Below are 21,673 nucleotides of genomic sequence, written 5' to 3'. Positions count from 1 at the left end.
CGTGTACGCTCCTATAAAGTGATATTTAATTTTTCGTAAAATACCCGTCAATTTTCTTTTTATTGAGTTCACGATAATGGGATGGCGATGTACCTACATAGGTTTTAAACAATCTTGTGAAGTTAGGAATGCCATTAAACCCTAGTGATAACGCAATTTCGGTAATTGAAAGCTGGCTTGTTTTTAACAATGTCTTGGCTTTATCAATTTTCATTTCTCGCTGTACCTGTATCGGCGATCTGCCGTACAATTCCTTGAATCGATTACTAACGTAGGTAGGGTGCATATTTAATTCTTTAGCAAATTGAGATAGTGAGAAATCCTGTTCAGGATGTTGGATGATTTTCGCTAATATTTCCATGAAACTTCGCGATTGAATATTGGTGCCTGTATGCTGATCTATATGAATAGCGCTTTCAAGTACTAAGTAAATTAACTCAAGGGCTTTAGCCTTACGCAAAATCGTTCTTGGTAAAAATCCCGTTTGTTGTTTGAGCTCATTATATTGTAAGAAAACCCTCTCAAATTCTTCTTTATCCTTTAATTTGAAGGTATAGGGGATTTGAAACAGCTTAAGTACATCGATAACTCCACCAATTTCAAAGGTAAAGTGCGACCATAAAAAGATCGACTCCTCCGTGTTCTCTTTGTAATGATCATGCGCGACATTAGGCGGAATTAGAATGACCGTTCCTGGTTCTATCGAGAATAATTCCTCTCCAATTCGAAGTTTGGCATAACCTTTCTTATGGTAAGACATGACATAACAAGGCCGGACGCGGTTGTAAGTTTTCATTTCACGCCTATTATGAATATCAAACTCAATAATATTAAGTACCGCATTCTTTAATATAAGATCTAAATCCATTGCACCATCCGACACGCTTTACCCCCTTCTGGTTCATTCAGTCAACGTAAACGCTACACCCAATTTAATGCTCTCTTCCGGTTTACGATCTACATAATGCTCATATCCATCAGCAGCTTCATGAAAAGGAATGACAGGGTCAACAATCTCTTCGCAGTTCACCTGATTGGTTGCTAACAAATGCCAACATACCTCTTGAATTCTTTTCCAGCTCCAGCGTGGATAGTCCGGATTTGGCTCACTGCAAGCACGAGAAAATACGATCTTCGCATTATTAAAGTGCGCTTCCATCCCTAGATTTAATCCACCTTTAAATGGTCTTGCCCAGCCAACAAAAGCGATTGTCCCTCCATAAGCCAACCCTCGCAAACAAGCCTGTAAAGCATGTTCGTTCGCACTTGTCTCGATGATGACATCAACACCAAGCTTGTCAGTTGCTTTTTTTAATTCAAGCCCCACATCCTGTGACATCGGATCGAATGCTTCATCTGCTCCTGCACGGAGTGCAGCTTCTCTTCTCTTCTGAATGGGGTCTATGACAGCCACGTAGCTGGCACCTGCTAACTTAGCCATTTGAGCCGCGATTGCTCCAATAGCGCCAAGCCCTGAAATCGCTACGCGATCTCCCATCTTAACTTGCCCATCCCGAATTCCACCTAAGGCAAATTGAGCAGGATCGAAGCATACCGCATTTTTCCATAACATATCTTCTGGCATTTTCATTAATCGTTTAGGGTTCTTTGTATTCACTACATGAGATTCGCGAATGCCACCATAGCCGCAAAGTCTTTCACCAAGCTCATATCCTTGTACGTCAGGTCCGATTTCCGTAATACGAGCCACCCATTGATTGCCAATATTCCAATTTCCAAATGGACTTCCTACAGCTTCATTTGGGTTTGGCGGCATAAATGCATGCCATTCTTGATCATAGATAGCTTCCTTCTGGTTCCGTTCTCCGCGAAAATCAGCTATTTCTGACCCATGCTTTGGAGACGCGTACTCCACTTTCACTCTAACTTCTCCAGCCATCAGGGGAGCTTCCTCATAACTTACTAATTCTGCTTTGCGTGGTGCCGTTGCGACAAGTTGTTGTGGCATGTTGAATCCTCCGATTTATTCTATAGGAATGCTTGATGTATTAAAATCAGTTATCATTAATATGTTTAACGGTTAACCGCTTACATGTTAATTATAAAGGGAAATATCTTTTTATTCATGGCACTAATAAATTGATATTTATCACTAATACAGGTTTACTTAATAATTACCCATCGCTGTGTTTGGTGACTTTCCAGAATAGCATCCACAACTTTCATGACCTGATGTCCATTCTTGAAGTCCGCAAACGATCTTACTTCTGTTGATTCATTCGCTTCCTTGTCCCGAATCGAGGTGTAGAAATCTATTAACATATTTTTCAATGCATCCGGCCAGCCTTCGTGATGCCCCCCAGGGTAATGCGACAATACTGCAGCAGAATCGGAAAGCAATCGCGGGTCCGACAATAACTCTTGATTCGCTCGGTCACGATGACCTATCCATAGAGAATTTGGTTTTTCTTGATTCCAAGCTAATGATCTTTTGTCCGCTGCAATTTCAAAAAAGAGTTTATTCTTGCGACCGGCGCTTACTTGTGAAATCGTAAATACGCCTTGAATGCCATCTTCAAAGTGGACTAGTACACTTCCGTAATCTTCCGTTTCCATAGGAATTTCCTCGTATACAGGTTCCGACCCTATCGCACCTGTATACGCTTTTTCAATTGACTTTCGTCTTATTGGATGAACAACCTTCAAATCAGCAAACACTCGGACGATTTTTTTACCCAACACATATTGGACGGTATCACACCAGTGAGAACCTATATCCGCTATAGCGCGTGAAGCACCATTATATTTCGGTTCTAAACGCCAATTGTAATCGGTCTGGTGTAATAGCCAATCTTGTAAGAAACCTCCATACACAAGGTTTACTTTGCCATAAGCTGACATACGAAGTTGATGTTTGATTTCGGCAATCAATGGATAATGGCGATAGTTAAAGGCTACGCCATTTACACCCTTATAATCTTTAGCCAACTGTGCCAGCTCTTCCGTCTGTTCACTGCTCATCCCTAAAGGTTTTTCGGATAATATATGCTTGCCTGCCAATAAGACCTCGCGATTAATCGCGTAATGCATATAGTTCGGTGTGCAATTATGAATAGCCATAACTTCATTGTCTTGAATGAGTTCACTTTCATTGCCGTATGCTTTGGGAATCCCATATTCGGAGGCAATTTGTTGTGCTTTCTCTAAACTACTACCTGCAACGGCAATCACATGTAAATAAGGAATACGGCGGATCGCCTCTATATGTGCTTTCGCTGAGAACCCTGTACCTATAATTCCGATATGAATAACCTTCATTATAGCTTCTCCAGTGGATCCGTTTTACCAAATTGCAATTGGGGACCAACGATTGGAGCTGCCCACTGAGCGGCATTCCTGATGACTTTTATGATTTGCGGATTATGGTAGGTTGGGTACGTTTCATGCCCAGGTCGGAAATAAAATATTTTTCCTTTACCGCGTGAATACGTACATCCACTTCTAAACACTTCTCCACCAGCAAACCAACTCAGGAAGAGTAGACTTTCTGGTTCTGGGATATCAAAAAATTCCCCATACATCTCCTCTTTCTCGAGTTCGATATATTCACCAATGCCTGCGACGATCGGATGACTGGGATCAACTACCCACAATCGTTCCTTTTCTCCAACCTGACGCCATTTCAAATCACAAGAGGTGCCCATTAATTTTTTGAAAATTTTTGAAAAGTGGCCAGAGTGAAGAACGATCATCCCCATACCTTCCAGTACGCGTTGATATATCTTTTGCACAATCTCATCCTCTACTTCCTCATGTGCCTTGTGTCCCCACCAAATTAACACATCTGTCTCACGAAGAACTTTATCCGTAAGCCCATGCTCAACTTCATCTAGTGTGGCTGTCTGTACATTCACCCCTTCTTGTTGTAACCCCTTCGCAATCACATGATGAATACCTTCAGGGTAAATTGCAGCTACAGCAGCGTTCAATTTTTCATGTCGAAATTCATTCCAAACGGTGATATTCACTGGAACTCCTCCTTTTGCATGGCTTTATTTTTGACATGTTTCATATTCACATCAAATAATAAAGCCCTTACAAGCATTGTAAACGAAGCAATTACGCCTTTTATATGGCTCAAATAAATAGCTATTTACCAGTTCTACAGGTCAACTCCAAACTACAATTTGACTGTAGAAGATGTGTTGGAGACAGCAAAAAGCCAAGGGATGGTTGCCCATCTCTTGGCTTCACTGTTGACTATTCACGCTAATCTCTTTATTCGTACAAGCTGATCATTTAGCAGATTCAACAGACACGGCGGTTAGCCAACGTTTCAATTTCACAACCTCGGAACCTGCTAGCATCATGATGCCAACCCCGTGATTGTCATTTTTGACCGTGAGCAGATCTTTTTTATAATAATCAGCTGTGAAGGCATAACGCGAACCGCTGCATACGCCATGCACATTTCCTTGCGCATCAATTGCCTTTCGTGTCAGCCCGCTCCACGCCTTCAAAGCCGCGTCGATGTAGCGCTGCGGTTCCTGAAGCCAGCCAAAACGAACACCTCGCGCAAACGCATAGGCAAACATGGCCGTACACGAAGCTTCTTCGTATGCATCCGAATCATTCAATACTTGATGCCAAAGACCGCTATCTGCTTGCAGATCTGCGTATCCTCCGCAGAGGTCATTGAAGAAACCAATGAGCGCTGAACGATCTTTATGCGCAGCAGGCAAGGCTTCCAATACTTCTGTTAACGAAAAGAGTGTCCAACCATTGCCACGTCCCCAAGGAATTCCAGTCGGCATGCCAAATTTAAAATCAAAAACGTGCGACATAACTCGCTCTTCCGGCATGTACAAGTACTTGCGGAACAGCAGGAATTGCTTCGCCGCTTCATCAAGCGCTTCTTCTTTACCCGTGATCCGCGCATAACGGCACAAGAACGGTGTGCTCATATAGAGATCATCGGCCCACATCGTATTTTCCGCATATTCATCCGCACAAATCCGATAAAAGGCGCCGTCTTCCTTGCGTTCTAAGCGGTGAAGGATGAAATCTGCGATACGATCCGCAATGTCCATGAAACCTTGATCTTGCTGCTCCTGATAAGCCTCTAACATCGCAGAACCGAAGGATCCGCAGTTATCCAGCATTTTCATCATAACTAATTGTTGATTGATAGCTGGGAAGCCATATTGCTCACGATCCCAAAGTGAATACGCAAACAGATCCGTACAGCTTTGCACATGCTCCAGCGCATAGCGGGTAATGTCAGACCGATCTAGTAAACGCCCCGTTTGCAGCAATCCATAAATCGTAACCCCAAGTGGATAATCCCACCGCGCATAATTCGTTACATTGCCAACTGTCCACTTGTTGCTCAGCATCGCATTCTCATAGTAAGGACGAATCCAAGTATCAGGTTGGTCTAGACGCCAATAAGTCATGTCGCCAGCATCGCTATCCACTTGGTAAAGTCGATCTGTCCGAACTAGGTCCTCGTAGGGAATGTAGACTTCCGCAGCGATTGGCCCCATATACAACCAAGGACCGCTAGAGCCATGGACCTGTGTTGGCAGGCTACATGCGACACTTGTCTGCAAGGAATAGCCCCATTCGTTCTCGTTACTAGCACTACGTATGACTAAATCATGATACCCGTAAGTAAGCGGTACCTCTACTTGAAAATTATTAGCATCTGTAAGCTCCAAGATTTGCTTGCCATCCACCCACACCGTTAATGGACTTGCCGCATGCCCTTGTATTCTGCAAGATTCTTCACTACCGCGAACATTGTGAAGTTTCGTCCAAGCATAAGCTTGCTTACCTGGCTGGATGCCAAATATTCGCTCGCAGGCCGGTTTCATGGCCTCAATCTCGTTCCAAGCTAAGTTCGGCAGCCAACGCAAACCGTTATTTGTCTCGGAAGACATCGCATCAGGTAACGAACGCCCTTCGAATATGTCGTGATCAACAGGCTCCGAAAATACCCAACCAGCCTGTCCCTGACGTTCCGTAAATGGTGCTAGCACATTCAGAATGCGCACCTTAGCTTCATCGGAACCGAATCGGCAGCCGAATCCCGCAGCTGTATGCTTCGCTTTGATAAAGAGACGATTCCACCCTTTCACGAAGTCTTTATTTAACTTCACAGTGGCATCCGGTTTAATCTCGTCAATGACAGTGGAACGATAGGTCCATTCATCATTGAAGTAAAACTGAATCGGTCCCAAGCATTGCAGCAAAACGTCCAAATTGCGTTCGTTATCACTCCAAACTAACGCATAAGCATAAGAAAATTGACCTGTCCGTGCTTCAGGAAATCTACGAGCCAAATCGAGATCAAACATTCCTTTTTCATTTTGCATCATACCTGCACGACTCCACGCTCGAAACGCAAAAGGTACAGGTGGATTCGCACCAATGTAGCGATCAGCAAGGACTTTCAACGTTCGTGTATCGTCATTCCCCAAACGGGTGTGAATACTCTCTTGTTCATGAAAATAGATCGTCATAACGAACTTCCTTTCTAACGTAGACGGATCTTGAATGTCCGATCATAAGGCGTAACCAAGTTGACATGAACATATTGACACCCAGCGGGATGCGAATCTTCACGAAGGATAGGCAGCTTATGCTCATAAGCACCTGATGAGATTTCAATGACATCTCCGCCTACTTCATAGCGCATTGCACCACTTTGGAGAAAGTACTTCCCTTCTTCACCTGCATGCAAATCCTCGCCACTCACCGTACCTTCATTGCCAAAAATAAAAGTCACTTGCGTGAACACATCTTCACGCTCGTCTGACGCCACACGGACCGTCCATTCGGAATCTCCTGATTTCATGATTTCCGCTTGCAGCGCCAGTTTTTGCGAATGGGTCATGGGTCGATGCTGATGTGGAAGTAAATACCACGGGCTGAGTGTCGAACCTTCCGTCCCTGCCCGCAGCAAATGACGCGGAATAGGGCCGTTGTAGCCTTTTTCCAGCACCGTTTCAAGCTTATATACGCCTTCATCCACAATCAGATCCGCAAACTTTACAATGCCTGGAGAGAAAGAAGTGGCTAGTTTAATTCCCAATAGTCTTGCTTTCCCCTGGCGAAGTGAGAAGAAAGACGGCGTCTGTGACATGATGGTTACACTTTGATCCAGCTCACGTATGCGAACCAGTGGAGCACCAAAAGTAAAGTGCATACTACTATGCTGAATCTGGCTATGGTGACCAACTTCCTCTACTTGCTGTAAATGCTCTTTCATCGGATGCTGTGCATTTATCACTTTCACATAACGATCCAGCAGTGGTGCTCGTTCCAATTGAGCAATATCTGCCTCCGGGTACACGAGCATATTCATCAGTGGATGGTTGTTCACGCCTTCGTGGAAACCTGTGATGAAAGATCCGGCATAATCGGCCATTGCAGCAAAGATCGGATCTTTATCATACGCCGCCATTAAGCGGTAAATTGGGAAATAATTCGCCATCGTAGCTGTCTGACCGAAGTCTTGTCGTCCGGAGTAATCGGTGACAACTTCTCCCGTCGGGTGGATTAAATACATCATCATGCGTAGATTGCGACGTACACATTCGATGAGTTCTGGGCGGTTCATCAAACGTCCTGTGTGATAGAGTGCAATATCACTGACAGCGTTGTAGATCCCGTTGCTTCGTTCTGTCCATTCTCCGTCTTCGGTCATATCCAAGCCTTCAGCCAACCAATCTTCCGCTCGTGCCAAAAGTGCAGGCTGCGGAAAAATCTCATGCAACAACGAAAGAGCTGCGGTAATGACCCACCGATGATTCGGTGTATGACAACCGCCAGTCAGCATAGCTGGAATCGTGCGCTCTAGGAAAAGCTTCAGCTTATCAGCAACAGGAGTCACTTCTGCCCAGTCGTGCTTATGAAGCAACTGATACATCTGCGTGACGCCACCTACAACGAATGCTGTGTCCGGCGGAGAATGATAATTCGTTGAACCAAGTGAAATGGTTCCGTCTGCATGCTGTCTATTCAGCATAAATGAGACTGCTTTATCCAATGCATTCAATAAAAAAGAATCGTGATAATAACGAGAATCTGGATTCACTACAGCTGATACCCATCCTGCAATGATTCGCGGTGTACTCATATGGTTAGCTCGAGCAATGCCCGTTTCATCCTGAATGCCTCCGTAATATTTGGACAAAGGATCAAGAATCTGGTTAAGAAGCGTAGCTTCCGTTAATTCATCATTGAGGCTTACTAGGCGATTATAAATGGCGTCCATATCGATCACCTACCCTTTCCTAGCTGCAATCTTACTGGTGATGAGGTTGTGACTCTCATGAATTTCATGTGGCTCGCACAATGCTTTCAGCTCATATACTTTGACTTGGGCATAGTCGATGGCTTCTAGGAAATGGTCAAAATCGTGCAAGTCTTTGCTATGAACATAAGGGCACCAGTGATCCGCTAGTTCCAGCGTCTCATGGATGTGAACGCCATAGATATATTTTTTCACTTCTTGCAGCTCTTTAAGATTATCGTACAAGCCCATTCTATCCATCATCATGGCATGACCGATATCGTACCATAGGTGCACGGGACTTCCCGCCAGATTGTCGCAGATCGTTTTCGCTTCCATCAAGGAAGGCATCTGATAGGACCTCGAGCGAGTTTCGATGCCAATTGCGACATTCCAACCTTTTTGGGCCGCATGCTCGCTTACAATCTCCAAACTCTCTTGAATTCTATGCGTATACAGCGGACTCAAGCGATTCCGTCTTTCAATCATGACGCTCCACAGTTTCTGATACGCTGGTGAATCTTTTCCGTGATCTCGATAAAGCTTTTTCAAATCCACATCGATGTTATAGTCAAAAGGTACTTCACCTGGATGTACAACCACAGCTTTGGCCCCATAGCGATGTGCATATTCCATAGACCTGATGAGCAGCTCTACAGAACGGTTACGTTTCACTTCATCATCGAAGCCCAACATGACGGAATCCGTATCATAGTCCTTATCGTTAATGAATGGGAACACGTTGTGAACGCTGGAGACGCCAATCTCACCTTTTTCAATCATGGGTTCAATGGTCGCCATCATTTCTTCGGTTACGTTATAATTGAGCTCTACATGTCGAAAGCCAAGCTCTTTAATTTCCTCAATCATGCTCCGTCCTACGGTGTGTTTCTTGATATTCCAACAAGTTGAAAAAGAATATTCCCCTTTATCGATCACGTCTCTTCCTCCCAAGTTATCATTCCGAAAGATCACTCAACTTAATAACAGCACTATAACGCGCCGACAAAGTTGATGCTTCCATTAAACGAGTTAAATCATAGGCCAGCTCGAGATTCTCTGATGCGGTCGTTCCAAGCTGGATATGCGATATCCATTGTTCAAAAGCAGACGGCAGCTTAGGCAAATCCGTCACTTCTTGCCAACCTGTTGCTGCTTCCCCTGACATTTTGGAGCTGCGGATGCGTAACTTATCATCGGTTCGGGCATACATGATGCTGCCTGCTGTTCCCTGAACTTCGATGTCGAATTGCGAGTAGCTGTTCACAAATCCAGCTTCAACAATTCCTAGTGCACCCGTAGGATAACGTAATGTTGCTACTGCACTATCTTCAACTTCACGCCCCGTGATATAACCAAAGCTAGCACTAACACTCTCCGGTAAGCCAAGAAATAGGCGAGTTAAGTACATCGGATGGCAGCCAAGATCCATCAAGGCTCCACCACCCGTCTGTTCGGAGTTAAAAAAATGGGCAGGGAGCGCACCGTCTGGATTCTTCTCCGTTCGCAGCGCACCTTGATGAGCAAGTCGCATACGAACCGTTGTCAATGTACCCAGATAACCTTTACGAATAAGTGTTAACGCTGCTTGAGTAAAGCCCATATACAAACGAGGCAACGATACGGTTAGCTTGATCCCTGCTTCCTCAACAACAGCAAGAATCTCCTTGCACGCCTTCGTGGTGGTAGCTAAGACTTTTTCAGTGAAGATATGCTTACCCGCTTTAGCTGCAGCAATAATGACATCGTGATGCCTGTTCGTAGGTGTTCCCACGATAACTGCGTCAATAACAGGATTCCTCAAAAGTTCTTCCAAGTTGACGTAAAAAGGAACACCAAGCTCCTTCGCTTTGCCCCGGCCTCGCTCCTGTATTTCATCCCAAACCGCTACAATTTCGGTATCGGGGTGGTCAATGGCTAATCGTGCATAATCATTTGCATGAACGTGCCAAAAGCTCAACATCGCTATTTTAATCATGGTTCCACTGCCTCCTGTTAGCCAATAATTTCGTCAAAATAGACAGCTTTCCCTGTTGCAATTTCGCCACATCCGGTGATAAAGAAGATGCTGGACATCGTGAAGCTGCCTGATTGCGCAGGCAGCGCTTGACGATATCCAGCTTCTCTAAGGTACGATTTACTTTGCAGCGACAAATTCCATTTGTTGTTTTACGATTTCTTTCGCATCTTTCGCTAGGAAAGCTGTATTTTTGTTCTCGGCATACCATTTGTTCATGAAATCTTCAAGCTGTTTACCGCCCGCTTTATCCCATGCCGCTTTGGAATCAGCAATCGCTTGTTCTGCCGTGTATTTTGCACCGCTAAGGATAGCCTTAACGAAGAAATCATTTTTCTCTTTAAGAATCGTTGTATTAATGACATTGAGGTCAGCTGGGAACACTGGCATATGATCTCCGAGTGCAATCCCTGGATATTCCCTAGCTGGATCGAAGTAAATCTTCTGAGCAGCTTGGAACAATTGCAATTGTGCTTTCTGTTCAGGCAACAAATCAGGATTAGTTAGACCAGCCAAGTTATAGTTACATTTATCAACACCAGACGAGAAGAACATCGCGTAATCTAACGCGTAAGCAACTTCATTTTTGGACTTATCTGGATCAATAACTTGCGGGCAGCCGTTTGCCGCTTTCTTCCAGTGTGTTCCTTCGTCGCCGAAGATCATTTTACGAGCCGTATCCGGCTTCATCATGAAGTCAAGGTAGCGGCCTACTGCTTCTGGATCCTTCGCCTTGGCATTAATAACCGTTGTCATTTGAACGGGATTATCGATAGCACCTGTGAATGTGCCCATCGGTGATTTCGGATAACCTAATGGCGCCACTTCCCCAGTAGGGTTGTTCTTTTTAAAAGTAGATAATTCAAGATCTTGAGAGAATTTTACAAAAATACCCATTTTTCCATTCAGGAAGTCTTGCTTAGCTTTATTGCCGTCTTTATCGTTAATGTAGTCCTTGTCTACGATACTAGCATCATAGAGACTCTTCTTGAACGTGAGGGAAGCTTGTTCTTTATCCCACGCACGAACAACCTTGCCGTCCTTAATATCCCAAGCCAATAGGGTGGCTGATGAATTCTCCCCGAATATTTCATTAATCGCTTGCTCCGAATAAGTGCTCATGTTCATGCCATACGTATCTTTCTTGCCATTACCATCTGGGTCTTGCTCAACAAATGCCTTCGCTACCGCATATAATTCTTCCGTTGTTGTCGGCATATTAAGATTCAGCTTTTTCAACCAGTCCGTGCGAATGTATAGTACGTGTGCAGCTACCGCTTCTTTTACTTTACCAATCTCGTACAGCTTGCCATCTGGTTTGGTCCCTGCTTTTTTCAACTGCGGATATTGGGTAAGTAATTTCTGATATTCAGGCATGTATTGCAAAATGTTATCGATCGGCATCAGTTGTTTTTGATCATATAAACTGCCTCTGAACGGTGTATTATACTCGTTGATGATATCGGGAGCAGAACCGGAAGCAAACAGTACATTCAATTTCTTCGTAGAGTCGCTACGAAGAATTGGGACTTGTTTCGCATTAGCTGGTCCGTTTGCGTTAATGAACTTCGTCCACCGATTCTCTTCGTAGGTACCTTCAGAAGCTGGCACGCCTCCACGATCATAAATGGTAACCGAAACGTCCCCACGTTTAGCAGGTGTTGCTGCGGCAGGTGCGCTTGAAGTGGCTGGCGCTGTTGATGCTTCTTCTTTCTTGTCACTGCTGCATCCTACTAATGTTGCCCCTAATGCGACTACACCAACTGAGATTCCAAGCCATCGTTTCTTGTTTTCCATGTGCATTTTCCCCCTACAAATTTTATAATAACGTTTCGAAAAACGGGAACGCCTGTTCTGTTATCCCTTAACCGATCCTAGCATAACTCCCTTGACAAAATACTTTTGCAGGAATGGATATACAACTAGCATCGGTACAACCATGACGACTACACCAACAGCTTTTACCATCTCTGTAGCAACGGTTTGTTGTTCCTGAATATTAAGCGTAGGCGAGTTCAGCAAGTCATTCTTTTGCAGCATGCCTTGAACAACGACAGTTAAGTTCTGCATCTCACTTTTATTGATATACATAAGCACATTCATAAACGAATTCCAGAACCCAATGCCATAGAATAACGCAAGCGTAGCCAGCATGGGAAGTGAAAGCGGCAAGATGACCCGAATAAGGAGTGCCGTATCATTGCAGCCATCCATCCGTGCAGCTTCCTGCACCTCAGATGGAATATTCTCGAAATAACTTTTCATGAGCAGCATGTTGTACGTACTGATAAAGCCGGAAAGCCATAATGCCCAATAGGAATCAATCAGGTGCATATTCTTAATGACCAGATAGGTGGGAATTAACCCTCCTGAGAACAGCATGGTGAACACCATACCTAGAACCAGATAGCGCTTGGCAAACAGATAGGATCTAGATAACGGATAAGCAGCTAAAATGGTACCTAGTAAACTTAACCCCACACCGATCACCGTAATAATCACACTATTTTTAAAAGCGCTCCAAGCAGGGCTCGCGAGAAAGAAAATTTTATAGGCTGTGAGCTCTAAACCCACAGGCCAGAAGAAGACATGACCTGATTCAACAGCCGATCGTTCACTCAGTGACAGGGCTATGATATGGATAAATGGCAGAATACAAGTCAGGGCGATGAAGGTGAGTACGATATAATTGATGGCATAAAAGATTTTTTCTCCATTTGTCGCTTTCACACAAATCCTCCTTCTGTCTAGAAAAGAGCCTGATCATATTTCCTAGCGATCTGATTAGCGATAAGTACAAGACTGCAACTAATGATGGATTCAAAGAATCCCATAGCTGTCGTTAAGCTAAACTGTGCATTGCCTAAACCAATTTTATAAATATAAGTACTGATAACCTCTGACACATCTGAAACGCCAGCGTTCTGTAAGTTATAGACTTGATCAAAGCCTACTTCCATAATCTTACCCATGGCTAGTATGAGTAATAAGATGATCGTGTGACGAATGCCTGGGATCGTTACATGCCATATTTGACGCCATTTTGCAGCGCCATCCATGGCAGCTGATTCGTAAAGTGATGGATCAATGGTCGTTAGAGCAGCTAGATAAATGATCGTACTAAATCCCATTTCCTTCCAAATTCCTGATCCAACAAAAATAGCTAACCAGAATTGGGATTCGTACAGGAAGTTAATAGATTCAATTCCAAACAAGGCAAGTACCTTGTTAATGGACCCATAATCCGTAGCGAATAGGGACAACACAATTCCAGAAACAATGACCCAAGAGAAGAAATGCGGTAGATAGACAATCGTCTGTACCCATCGTTTGAACCAAGATTTCCTAACCTCATTCAGTAAAATAGCTAGGAATATTGGCATTGGAAATCCAAATACTAAACTCAGAAAACTTAACCAAAACGTGTTCCACAAAATTTGCAGCGTATTGGAACTGGAGAATAATATCTTGAAGTTTTTCAGTCCCACCCAAGGACTCGACAAGATGCCATCTGCAAAATTGTAGTTTTTGAAAGCGATAACAAGTCCGCCCATAGGCCAGTATTTAAACAGAATGTAGTAAGCAATTACAGGAACCAGCATGATAAACAAAGGAATATTCTGCTTTAATCTTCTTCGTCGTTTTAGTCGTAAAGCATTTTGTTCACTTTGAGTCATCTGGATGTTAGGAGTTTTCATCATATTCCCATTCATGTTTGCTTCACTCCTTCACATTAATCTTATACCCCTATGATATAAGTTTTTATAGGAAAAACCCTTAAAAAATTATAGAAGAAACTATAAATTCATTGGGTCATTTCTAGAGGATTTTAGATGAGCACGTCTGCTCCGTCCTCCGAAAGTCAGAATCTAAAAAAAGAAGCGGATATGCATCTTTTTTCGCTAGAGAAGTCACGTTCTATTAGGAAAGATGCGAATACTCATCTTTTTTCACCGAATTCACCCTTTTTATGGCATATACGTAAAAAAGGATGTATTTTTGCAGTTATATCAAAACTAGCCAACGCGCGCGAATCCTAGGCGCGCGTTGCTAGATGAAAAAAACTGCCTCCCCCAAAGGGAAAGCAGTCTTCGCTTCCTTCTACGATTACTTGGCAGGAACCGTCGTGGATTGTCGGATGATAAGCTCCGGCCGCATAACGACGCGTTGCTTGGCTTGCGATTTCTTCTTCAGCTCTAGGATGAGCAGATCGACCACATGCTTGCCCATCGGTTCAATCGGCTGGGCAATTGTGGTAAGCGGAGGATCCGTCACTGAGGCTAGAATCGTATTATCGAAACCGATCACCGAAATATCCTCAGGAACACGCAGCTTTAATTGCTTAGCCGCTTGCAAGGCACCAATCGCGAGCATATCGTTACAGCAAAAAAGTGCGGTTGGTCTTGCGGCAGCCGACTTCTCCAGAAGTTCAATCGCCTGACGTTTCCCGTCTTCTACGGTGTAACGACAGTTGCGCACTCGCTCTTCAGGGAGTTGAATGCCTGCTTCCGTCAAGGTGCTCATAAAGCCTCTTACCCGCTCGCGACTACTTGTCACTTTGGTATGTTCCGCAAGGATGGCCATGTTGACATGACCTAGCTTGAGCAGATGCTCCGCAGCTAGCTTGCCCCCAACGAAATCGTCCACAACAACAGTATGTACGGCCAAATCGGGCATCTCCCGGGCGATCATGACAACTGGAATCGAGCGCTCCATGAGCGGTGTTAGCATCTCCTTGTTATCCATCCCGGTACCGATAATCATCCCATCCACGCTTTTCTGTTGAAGTAAGGACAAGTAGCGTTCCACGCGTTCGTCTTTATTATCCGTACTGCATATGACAAGACTGTATCCCAAATTATGTCCTTGGTCCTCTACAGCCCTTGCGATTTCTGCAAAGAAAGGATTGGATATATCAGGGACAAGCAGCCCTAAGGTATATGTTTTTTTACCCGTAAGTGCAGATGCGATGACACTCGGTTGATAATTGAGCTTTTCCATCACTTTGAGAATCTCAGCGCGCCGCTCTTCACTTATTTTCCCTTTACCGTTCATGACCTGAGAAACCGCTGCAATAGACACGCCAGCTTCTCTCGCCACATCGTAAATGGTTGCCTTCATGTTACTACCCCATTTTTCTTGAAGAATACAGTTATTCCCCCATTATGACGGGGCTTCAGAGAACTTGCAACCGCCTTACGACTCGCTCGGCTTCGTCATGATCCAGGCATGGGCTGGGTCATTGTGAAATTTCCACGTTCGCGTAGGTCCTGCCATGACATTTAAATAATACACATCATAGCCCGGAGGTGCAGATACCGGATGATAGCCACGCGGAACGAGTACAACTTCTCCATTTTTAACAACTAACGTCTCATCTAGTGAACGATCGTCCGTGTATACCCTTTGTACCGCAAAGCCTTGCTCGGGCTGAACACGGAAATAATACGTTTCTTCCAAAAAGGATTCGTCTGGAAGCGCATCACGATCATGTTTGTGCGGCGGATAACTGGACCAATGGCCATTCGGTGTAAATACTTCGACGACAAGCAAACTATCGGCAGGCTCTGACTCAGGCAAAATATTATGAATGTAACGCTCAATATTCCCGTACCCACGCGTTTCTACACCTACTTGCGCTGGCGCAATTAATCGCGAACGATGATTCCCCGCACTTGGAGCTGAGCAAACAGCGATCTGCAAGGAAGTTAACGCCGTCACTTCATAGCTATCATGACTAGTCACATAGACAGAGTATGGCGGGATTTGCTCAAATACACTCATGCGCTGACCAATTCCGTGCCATTGCTCTTCCTTTGTACGCACATCCGCTTTGCCACTCAATAGCACAAGGCATACTTCTTGATCGCCAGTTTCACGTCGCAAGGTTTCTCCTGCTTCCAGCTGGACAACCTCGAATCCAACATACTGCCAGCCCGCCGATTCCGGCGTAACTTGTAAAATACGGCCTTCCTCATTCGGAGAAGAGGCTGGCGTTACGATTAGTTTGGACATAATAACGTCCCTCCCTTTCTTAGGAAACTGCAGTTTCTTGAAGCAATGCCAAGACTTCGCTGACTTTCACGGGTCTGCCCAAACGAGAAGAGAGCTTTGCAGCTAACGCAATCCGTTCTGCTTGAACCCCGTCATCACCACTGACAGGGACACACTTATCGTTCAAAATCGCATCAATAAACATTTGCGTTTCCTCAATGTAAGCCGCTTGATAACGCTCTAGGAAGAAATGCAAGGGCTTATCACTCACAATCGCATCTGCTGTTGAAATCACAGCCGTATTGGGATGATCATTCGCAACGACGACACTGCCTTTGGAGCCGAACACTTCAACCCGTTGATCATAGCCATATACGGCTTGACGACTGTTATCAATCACACCTAACGCGCCATTAGCAAAACGAAGCGTCACAACTGCTGTATCCACATCGCCATGCTCGGCAAATGCAGGGTTGATCAACACGTTGCCAACTGCAAATACTTCCTCAACCTCACTGCCTGATACGAAACGCGCCATATCAAAGTCATGAATCATCATATCCATGAAAATGCCGCCAGAAACTTTAACATAATCGATAGGAGGCGGATTCGGATCGCGTGACGTTATTTTAATGATATGAGGATCGCCGATCCCCCCGCCTTGCACCACTTCTTGTACACGCTTGAAATTATGATCAAATCGACGGTTAAAACCAATCTGCAGTTTCACGCCGGCCTTCTTCACTTCATCAATAGCTGATTCTGTTTTGGTAAGCTCCATCGAGATCGGTTTTTCACAGAAAATATGTTTACCCGCACGTGCTGCTTGCACAATCAACGGAACATGTGTATCGGTAGACGAACATATGAAAATGGCATCGATATCTGGATGAGAAATAAGTTCATTGCTATCCTTTGTCACTAGCGCGATATTGCGATCTGCTGCCCAAGCATCCAACTCAGGACCTGCAAACAAATCACTCACTGCAATAATCTCAACTTGCGGGTTCCGTATTAAATTGTCCGCGTGAATTTTTCCAATACGGCCTGCGCCGATCATACCGATTCTGATCTTTTTCATCCTATATGCCTCCCGCTTTACCTGAACTGCCGAATAGTTGAATCTTGGACCTCACCGATGCAATAATCGCTTCTCTTGCTGGAATCAAATAATTTCTAGGATCATAAGCGTCTGGATGATCATTCAAAAATGTGCGAATTGTAGCTGTACACGCGATCTGATTGTCTGTATTAACATTGATTTTGGCGGTTCCGCAAGCAATAGCTTGGCGAATCTCATCATCGGGAAGCCCGCTTCCTCCATGAAGCACAAGCGGCAGCCCCGTCAGATCTCTAATTTCAGCCATCCGGTCAAAACCTAACTTAGGCTGTCCACGATAAGGACCGTGAACGGAACCAAGTGCTGGTGCTAGGCAATCGATGCCTGTTTCCTTCACCAGCTTTACGCAATCCTCAGACACCGCATACATACCCTCGGCTTCATCCACGACCAGATCATCTTCGCGTCCTGTAATTCGCCCTAGCTCCGACTCCACAGTTACCCCTAGCACATGCGCAGCTAGTGTCACATGACGTGTCACTTCGATATTATGTGCAAGGGAATGATGAGACGCATCGATCATCACAGACGTAAAGCCAGCGTGCATCGCTTGGATACACAAGTCATAGGAGGTACCATGGTCCAAATGAAGAGCAACAGGCACTGTAATGCCGTAGTGCTCAATCAACGCTTTCACCATGCCCACGATGCAGGGAAGCCCACCCATATAAGGAATATAAGCCTCACTTACACCAAGAATCACAGGCGATTGCTCGAGTTGAGCCGCTTGCAAGATCGCCTGTGTGAATTCCAAATTATTCAAATTAAATTGCCCAACGGCATATTTCCCTTCCAAAGCCGTCTGCAACATGTCTTTCATCGAGACGAGTGTCATGATGTACTCCTTTCTGGCGGAAACTCGCTGTTACCAGCGAGCCGTTACCATTTTTTTGCGCGTATAGAATTCCACGCCATCCGTACCATTGGCATGCAAATCGCCGTAGAATGACTTTTTCCAGCCTGAGAAAGGGAAGAACGCCATCGGTGCAGGTACGCCAAGATTAATCCCCAGCATGCCAGCATCAATCGTTTCACGGAATTGGCGTACGTTGCTGCCATCTTGGGTAAAGAGGCATGCCCCATTCGCAAATTCGGAACGGTTGGAAATCTCAATCGCTTCTTCCAACGTGGCCACGCGCACGATGGAAAGGACAGGAGCGAAAATTTCATCTTCCCAAATTTTCATCTCACATTGCACTCCATCGAAAATCGTCGGTCCAACGAAGTAGCCAGCCTCGGATACAGCTGCGTCCTTCCGACCATCACGAACCATAATCGCGCCTTCATTTTCACCGATTTCAATATATTTCAATGTACGTTCTTTATGTCCGCCACGAATGACAGGACCTAAGAACACACCTTCTTCATTTCCGTTGCCAATCGTAATCGCATCTGCCGCTTCAAGCAGCTTGCTAACTAATGTATCCGCTACATCTCCAACTGCCACAACCACAGCGCATGCCATACAACGCTCACCTGCAGAACCGAAAGCAGCATTCGTGATTTCCTTCACGGCAATGGATAAGTTCGCGTCGGGCATGACGATCGAGTGATTTTTCGCCCCAGCAAGTGCTTGCACGCGTTTCCCGTTCGCTGCTGCTGTTTTGTAGACATATTCAGCTACTGGCTGGGAGCCCACGAAGGAGATGGCTTTAATATCTTTGTGCTCGAGAAGACCATTCACCACATCATGCGCGCCGTGAACGATGTTCAGCACGCCTGCTGGCAATCCAGCTTCGTGGAACAATTCGGCCAGGCGGTTAGCCAAATGAGGCGTACGCTCTGACGGCTTCAATACGAACGTATTGCCGCAGGCGATCGCGAGTGGGAACATCCAACATGGTACCATCATCGGGAAGTTGAATGGTGTGATGCCGCCAATAACTCCGATAGGGTAACGGTACATACCGGACTCCAGATTGGATGCAATATCCGGAAGCTGTTTCCCCATCATCAGTGTAGGTGCGCCAGCGGCGAACTCCACACACTCGATGCCGCGAAGTACTTCACCATACGCTTCGGAGTAACTTTTGCCGTTTTCCTTTGTCACGATGCGAGCCAGTTCTTCCCAGTGATCAACAAGGAGCTGTTGGTATTTGAATAGGACTCTTGCTCTCTTCGGAACAGGTGTACGGCTCCAAGATTGGAATGCTTCTTGGGAATTACGTACCGCTTGATCGACTTCCTCTTTTGTAGAGATTGGAATATAAGCAAGAATCTCTTCCGTTGCCGGATTATAAACAGGCTCCGTTTGTGTAGCGGATGATGCGACCCATTCGCCGCCAATCCAGTTTTTCAATGTATGTGTCATAACGATTTCGCTCCTTTAGGGTTGATACGATATTATGAGGCCGTAATTTCTCCACGATTGCAACGTTCAATATAATCATCTACAGCAGCAGCAGTTGGCATTGCATCTGAACAGCTGTGGCTGGAAATAACGATACAAGCCGCAGCGCTTCCGTATTCCATACTCTTCTCTAGTGTCCAACCCTGCATAACACCATAAATAAACCCTGCTGCATAAGAATCACCAGCTCCAAATGTCTTAACGACCTTAGCAGGGAAGCTTTTGGCGCGATGACCGACACCATCCCGTGTGTAGGCGATTGAACCGTCTTTGCCATGCTTGATAATCACAATCTTAGCAGAATAATCAAACCATTTGGCAGCCGTGATATGATCATCTTTTTCAGGATTATGCTCAAATTTCTCCATCATATCGAACTCTTCACGTGTACCGAGGACGATATCGCATTTCTCCGCAGCCAAGTTATAGTACACAGCGGTCTCTTCCGGTGATGTCCACGTATATGGACGGTAATCGAGATCGAACACGATCACAGCCCCATGCTTTTTCGCATAATCCAAAGCTTGAAACACAGCTTCACGGGATGGACTTTGCGCTAACGCTGTACCGGAAATGAGCAATACTTTGGCACCTGCGATCAGCGATTCCTGAACCTCATTCGGCGTTAATTTCAGATCAGCGACGTTATCGCGATACATCAGAATGCTGCAATCTGTGGGGCTCTTAATTTCTGTAAAAGCAAGCCCGGTTACAGCACCTGTGCGATCTGTTACGACATTGCTCGTGTCGATCGCGTTACGCTCTAAGTAGGAAGCGATGAAGCGGCCCATCTGATCGTTGGCGATTTTGCCAATAAAAGCAGTTTTCATTCCTAAACGGGACATCCCAATCGTAATATTAGCCGGTGATCCGCCCACATATTTCGTGAATGTCATCGTTTCTTCCATTGGACGGTGAATCTCGTTCGCGTTTAAATCGATACATAATCTGCCGATAGCAACAAAATCAAGCTCTTTCGCTTCTGGAAACGTCACATAGGTCATGGTCTTATAACCTGCTTTCTTTGTTTAATAAAGAATGTATATAGTCCAGTGCATTTTTCGCATATTCGTATGCATTATGGGTTGCGGGATCTTGCTCACCTTCGAGCATGGCCCACCCTGTATATTCGCGCTTCAACAACTCTTGGAAAATGGGTGCAAAATCAAGACAGCCATCCCCCGGTACAGTAAACACGCCTTTACGGATACAGGTTACGAAATCGACCTGCTCTGCACGCGCTTCGTCCAGCACCTCTTGACGTATATCCTTCAAGTGAATGTAGGCAATTCGGTTGTAATGTTTGCGCAATACCGTCAATGGATCTCCACCACCGTAGTAGGTGTGACCCGTATCAAACAACAGGTAGACCAAGGAAGGATCCGTCAGCTCCATCAGTCGATCAATTTCTTCCGGTGATTCAACAACGGTTCCACCATGGTGGTGATAGGTTAGCTTCAGACCATGTTCAGCTGCAATAGCGCCCGCACGATTTAGCCCTTCCGCTAAGCTCTGCCAGCCTGCTTCATCGAGGCGAAGAACTTCTTTCTCATTCGGCGTACGACGCGGATCAAAATGGAGTGAACCCCCGACTTCTGCTGTTGAGATTACGGTGCTGCCCATTTCTTTTAGAAATAACACATGCTTGCGGTAAGCTTCCAGCTCTTCTTCTTGATAAGCGGGATCCGAGAACAAGACTGATTTCCACTGAGATACAAGCCCAATTCCTCGTTCTGATAATTCTCTCTTTAACACGTTGATATCGGTCGGGTACTTGCGTCCCATCTCCGTCCCGGTTAATCCAAGCTTCTGAATATCATCAACGATTTGTTCAAATGTGGTATCAGCGCCATGCTCCTTCACGTCTTCGCCCACCCAATTAATGGGATGTATGCCTAGCTTAAAAGGTAGTTCTGCCATCGTTAGGTCACC

Annotated in this window: 19 protein-coding genes; all 19 read right to left on the bottom strand. The window is 45.2% G+C overall.

What is annotated here, in order from left to right; translation table 11 throughout:
* Positions 1-25 precede the first annotated feature (25 nt).
* Entirely contained in the window at positions 26-883 is an 858-nt protein-coding gene (locus J2736_RS00950) for a helix-turn-helix domain-containing protein (RefSeq protein WP_310222637.1), read from the bottom strand.
* Between the two features lie 18 nt (positions 884-901).
* Entirely contained in the window at positions 902-1,969 is a 1,068-nt protein-coding gene (locus tag J2736_RS00945; protein ID WP_310222635.1) for a zinc-dependent alcohol dehydrogenase, read from the bottom strand.
* A gap of 155 nt (positions 1,970-2,124) precedes the next feature.
* Complete coding sequence (locus J2736_RS00940; protein ID WP_310222633.1) at positions 2,125-3,279, bottom strand: Gfo/Idh/MocA family protein; 1,155 nt, start codon at positions 3,277-3,279, stop codon at positions 2,125-2,127.
* Positions 3,279-3,989, bottom strand: coding sequence for a ThuA domain-containing protein (locus tag J2736_RS00935; protein ID WP_310222631.1), 711 nt, complete (start codon positions 3,987-3,989; stop codon positions 3,279-3,281). The genes J2736_RS00940 and J2736_RS00935 overlap by 1 nt, the downstream gene beginning before the upstream one ends.
* A gap of 267 nt (positions 3,990-4,256) precedes the next feature.
* A complete protein-coding gene (locus tag J2736_RS00930) occupies positions 4,257-6,485 on the bottom strand; it encodes a glycoside hydrolase family 88/105 protein (RefSeq protein WP_310222629.1) in 2,229 nt (742 codons plus the stop codon).
* A gap of 14 nt (positions 6,486-6,499) precedes the next feature.
* A complete protein-coding gene (locus J2736_RS00925) occupies positions 6,500-8,242 on the bottom strand; it encodes a hypothetical protein (RefSeq protein WP_310222627.1) in 1,743 nt (580 codons plus the stop codon).
* A gap of 9 nt (positions 8,243-8,251) precedes the next feature.
* Positions 8,252-9,199: a sugar phosphate isomerase/epimerase family protein gene (locus J2736_RS00920; protein ID WP_310222625.1), complete on the bottom strand. Its 948-nt coding sequence runs from the start codon at positions 9,197-9,199 to the stop codon at positions 8,252-8,254.
* Positions 9,200-9,218: 19 nt separating this feature from the next.
* Positions 9,219-10,238 (bottom strand): Gfo/Idh/MocA family protein, encoded by a 1,020-nt coding sequence (locus tag J2736_RS00915; protein WP_310222624.1) that lies wholly within the window; start codon positions 10,236-10,238, stop codon positions 9,219-9,221.
* Positions 10,239-10,255: 17 nt separating this feature from the next.
* Positions 10,256-10,414: a hypothetical protein gene (locus tag J2736_RS00910; protein ID WP_310222622.1), complete on the bottom strand. Its 159-nt coding sequence runs from the start codon at positions 10,412-10,414 to the stop codon at positions 10,256-10,258.
* Entirely contained in the window at positions 10,398-12,074 is a 1,677-nt protein-coding gene (locus tag J2736_RS00905) for a type 2 periplasmic-binding domain-containing protein (RefSeq protein WP_310222620.1), read from the bottom strand. The genes J2736_RS00910 and J2736_RS00905 overlap by 17 nt, the downstream gene beginning before the upstream one ends.
* Before the next feature lie 60 nt (positions 12,075-12,134).
* Entirely contained in the window at positions 12,135-13,007 is an 873-nt protein-coding gene (locus tag J2736_RS00900) for a carbohydrate ABC transporter permease (RefSeq protein WP_310222618.1), read from the bottom strand.
* A gap of 17 nt (positions 13,008-13,024) precedes the next feature.
* On the bottom strand, positions 13,025-13,954 hold the full coding sequence (locus J2736_RS00895; RefSeq protein ID WP_310225146.1) for an ABC transporter permease: 930 nt from the start codon (positions 13,952-13,954) through the stop codon (positions 13,025-13,027).
* Positions 13,955-14,384: 430 nt separating this feature from the next.
* Complete coding sequence (locus tag J2736_RS00890) at positions 14,385-15,398, bottom strand: LacI family DNA-binding transcriptional regulator (protein WP_310222615.1); 1,014 nt, start codon at positions 15,396-15,398, stop codon at positions 14,385-14,387.
* Positions 15,399-15,473: 75 nt separating this feature from the next.
* A complete protein-coding gene (gene iolB, locus J2736_RS00885) occupies positions 15,474-16,292 on the bottom strand; it encodes a 5-deoxy-glucuronate isomerase (protein WP_310222614.1) in 819 nt (272 codons plus the stop codon).
* Positions 16,293-16,311: 19 nt separating this feature from the next.
* On the bottom strand, positions 16,312-17,352 hold the full coding sequence (gene iolG / locus J2736_RS00880) for an inositol 2-dehydrogenase (protein ID WP_310222612.1): 1,041 nt from the start codon (positions 17,350-17,352) through the stop codon (positions 16,312-16,314).
* Between the two features lies 1 nt (position 17,353).
* The gene (gene fba / locus J2736_RS00875) at positions 17,354-18,226 is read right to left on the bottom strand and encodes a class II fructose-1,6-bisphosphate aldolase (protein ID WP_310222610.1); all 873 of its coding nucleotides are present in this window, start codon (positions 18,224-18,226) and stop codon (positions 17,354-17,356) included.
* Between the two features lie 30 nt (positions 18,227-18,256).
* Positions 18,257-19,702, bottom strand: coding sequence for a CoA-acylating methylmalonate-semialdehyde dehydrogenase (locus J2736_RS00870; protein WP_310222608.1), 1,446 nt, complete (start codon positions 19,700-19,702; stop codon positions 18,257-18,259).
* A gap of 32 nt (positions 19,703-19,734) precedes the next feature.
* Positions 19,735-20,745, bottom strand: coding sequence for a 5-dehydro-2-deoxygluconokinase (gene iolC, locus J2736_RS00865; protein WP_310222607.1), 1,011 nt, complete (start codon positions 20,743-20,745; stop codon positions 19,735-19,737).
* A 4-nt stretch (positions 20,746-20,749) separates the two neighbouring features.
* Positions 20,750-21,661: a myo-inosose-2 dehydratase gene (gene iolE, locus J2736_RS00860; protein WP_310222605.1), complete on the bottom strand. Its 912-nt coding sequence runs from the start codon at positions 21,659-21,661 to the stop codon at positions 20,750-20,752.
* Positions 21,662-21,673 lie beyond the last annotated feature (12 nt).

Origin of the sequence: Paenibacillus qinlingensis (assembly GCF_031455095.1) — a bacterium.
GTDB lineage: Bacteria > Bacillota > Bacilli > Paenibacillales > NBRC-103111 > Paenibacillus_E > Paenibacillus_E qinlingensis_A.
Note: the sequence above shows the minus strand (reverse complement) of the source record. Positions and strands in the feature narration are given on the sequence as shown.

Bases quoted from the DNA above. Each gene is read 5' to 3' on its own strand.
- J2736_RS00945 (WP_310222635.1), bottom strand. From the start codon at position 1,969: ATGCCACAACAACTTGTCGCAACGGCACCACGCAAAGCAGAATTAGTA.
- J2736_RS00940 (WP_310222633.1), bottom strand. From the start codon at position 3,279: ATGAAGGTTATTCATATCGGAATTATAGGTACAGGGTTCTCAGCGAAA.
- J2736_RS00930 (WP_310222629.1), bottom strand. From the start codon at position 6,485: ATGACGATCTATTTTCATGAACAAGAGAGTATTCACACCCGTTTGGGG.
- J2736_RS00925 (WP_310222627.1), bottom strand. From the start codon at position 8,242: ATGGACGCCATTTATAATCGCCTAGTAAGCCTCAATGATGAATTAACG.
- J2736_RS00915 (WP_310222624.1), bottom strand. From the start codon at position 10,238: ATGATTAAAATAGCGATGTTGAGCTTTTGGCACGTTCATGCAAATGAT.
- J2736_RS00905 (WP_310222620.1), bottom strand. From the start codon at position 12,074: ATGGAAAACAAGAAACGATGGCTTGGAATCTCAGTTGGTGTAGTCGCA.
- J2736_RS00895 (WP_310225146.1), bottom strand. From the start codon at position 13,954: ATGACTCAAAGTGAACAAAATGCTTTACGACTAAAACGACGAAGAAGA.
- J2736_RS00890 (WP_310222615.1), bottom strand. From the start codon at position 15,398: ATGAAGGCAACCATTTACGATGTGGCGAGAGAAGCTGGCGTGTCTATT.
- iolB (WP_310222614.1), bottom strand. From the start codon at position 16,292: ATGTCCAAACTAATCGTAACGCCAGCCTCTTCTCCGAATGAGGAAGGC.
- iolG (WP_310222612.1), bottom strand. From the start codon at position 17,352: ATGAAAAAGATCAGAATCGGTATGATCGGCGCAGGCCGTATTGGAAAA.
- fba (WP_310222610.1), bottom strand. From the start codon at position 18,226: ATGACACTCGTCTCGATGAAAGACATGTTGCAGACGGCTTTGGAAGGG.
- J2736_RS00870 (WP_310222608.1), bottom strand. From the start codon at position 19,702: ATGACACATACATTGAAAAACTGGATTGGCGGCGAATGGGTCGCATCA.
- iolC (WP_310222607.1), bottom strand. From the start codon at position 20,745: ATGACCTATGTGACGTTTCCAGAAGCGAAAGAGCTTGATTTTGTTGCT.
- iolE (WP_310222605.1), bottom strand. From the start codon at position 21,661: ATGGCAGAACTACCTTTTAAGCTAGGCATACATCCCATTAATTGGGTG.